Annotated in this window: 1 protein-coding gene, 1 tRNA gene and 2 pseudogenes; 2 read left to right on the top strand and 2 right to left on the bottom strand. The window is 35.1% G+C overall.

Translation table 11 applies throughout. The features are described from left to right. A partial coding sequence (locus BA053_RS07890; RefSeq protein WP_218914979.1) for a hypothetical protein occupies positions 1 to 271 on the top strand: 271 nt, incomplete at its 5' end. Further along, a pseudogene (locus tag BA053_RS08810) lies at positions 246 to 1188 on the top strand (IS5 family transposase). The gene BA053_RS07890 and the pseudogene BA053_RS08810, both read left to right, overlap by 26 nt. Positions 1189 to 1294: 106 nt before the next feature. Here BA053_RS08810 and BA053_RS06065 read toward each other — a convergent pair. Next, positions 1295 to 1381, bottom strand: a tRNA-Ser gene (locus tag BA053_RS06065). 29 nt (positions 1382 to 1410) lie between these two features. After that, a pseudogene (locus BA053_RS06060) lies at positions 1411 to 1893 on the bottom strand (DUF2163 domain-containing protein); the annotation flags it as partial. Between the last annotated feature and the right edge of the window lie 79 nt (positions 1894 to 1972).

Here is a 1972-nt window from a genome sequence, read left to right as displayed (position 1 = left end):
TGCCATTTCTAATCCTCCAAAATTTTATTTTACCCGAAAAAACTCCTTTCTTTCTCTCCACTTTTTCTGGGTAAGGTCAGTCTACAGTGCCCAGACACTGGGATCCAGGAAACTTAACTTTACACCAGGTGAATGTACAATAAGAACTGGATTCCAGTGGGCTTTGTTGCATAGCAACCGAAAAAATCTGGCAGTTACTGACAAAATTCATTATAAAATAGCCATTCAACTGTTGAAGAAAAAATATGCCACAAAAAATGAGAGTCAGTAACCAAAACGAATATAACAAATTTCTAGAAAAAAGAGGAAATATTTTTCATTATATCAACGAAGCCATAGAAAATTGGTATGAAATTGGGCCAAAAATGCAGGGTGGCAACAATATTTACAGCAATAAAGTGGTGATTTTGATACATATAATAACCCATCTATTCAGAATAGGTTTGAGGCAAACAGTTGGATTTATAGCAGGATACCTTGAGCAAATTGGGAAAAATTTGCAAGTTATCAGCTATTCTCAGGCTTCAAGAAGGTTTAAGAAACTTAATGTTAAGATAAATGATTACAGAATTGATAAAAATAATATGGAAGATATCGAAATTGCTATAGATAGTACAGGTATCAGCATTTACAACAATACCCCTGGTCACAGCAAGGAAAATAGCGCTGACAGAAAATATCGTGGCTATGAACAGACAAGAAAATTGCATGTAATGTTGAATATAAACAGCAAAAAAGCCATAGCTGCAAAATACAGTAACGGTCTGATCACTATGGAGCTTGCGATTTGCTTAAAGGAGTTAATTTTCAGCATGCCATAAAAGCACTATATGCAGACAGAGCATATGACAGACATAAACTCTATAAATTGTGTGATGAATGCGGCATAAAGACAAAAATTCCTCCAAAAAAACAATGCAGCAGAGCATCCAAAGTATGGCAGAGAGAAATGCTGCAATTAGACTAATAAAGTCATACAGCGAAGATGGAATGAAGAGGTGGAAAAGGCAAACAAACTACGGAAAAAGATCTTATGTAGAAAGTTTTTTCTCGCGACTGAAACAAACATTCGGGTTTAATTTTCGGAACAAATCTGAAATTAATCGTGGGAAGGAACTGCTACTCAAGTGTTATTTGCTTAATCAATTTACTGACATTGGTATGGCTAAATTTGAAATGGCTACATGAATTTATCGTAAATTACCACCGCATAGTTGTAACATTGTACCATATTACAATGTTCGTACAGTTGTGTGCGCGACCGAGGGTTTTATACTATTCTAGAAGTAACCTACGGAAAAGGGGGGATTTGAACCCCCGACATATTTTCATATGTGCACGCTTTCCAAGCGTGTGCTTTAGACCACTCAGCCACCTTTCCATGTATTCATGATATTGAAAATTGTGCTGCTAAACAATATAAAAACCTGGTATATAGGGTTCACCACGAAAATTCACAGTATTGTTAAACTTGCTTCTGCAAGTTGGAAATGTTTTATCGCAACCTGCAAGTATTGAATATTTATCTCCAGCAAAAATTTGGTATGGAGGCACAGTAAACAATGTAACTACTTTATTTTTATATTCTTTTACTACACCTTCAAATGCTGTTGAGCCAAAGAATTTCACTACTCCGTGCTTATAATATTCATCACTCTCAGTTAAATTTGTGTCTTCAAATCTTCTTTCATCTATTACTTTAGTGATTGTACTTATTTTACTAAATTTTTTAGTATCGGCTTTACATTTATCATCGCAAAATTGTGCTCTGCATGCAGGAGAGTATAATTCTGCTATGCTTCTCTCAAGCTTTGCTGAGAGCCCTCTAATTTCAACAATAAATCTTCCACTACTTAATGTTACTTTACCAAAAGTTCCTGAATGTAGATTCAGAGGTTGTCCGGAAACAAGTAAATTCAAGCATATTCCCTCTTTAACATAACCCTACTCATAGCTAGGTATATGAAATTCT

Origin of the sequence: Wolbachia endosymbiont of Nomada ferruginata (assembly GCF_001675785.1) — a bacterium.
GTDB classification, from domain to species: Bacteria; Pseudomonadota; Alphaproteobacteria; order Rickettsiales; family Anaplasmataceae; genus Wolbachia; species Wolbachia pipientis.
The sequence above is the reverse complement of the archived record's forward strand: the minus strand, read 5'-3'. Positions and strand labels throughout refer to the sequence as shown.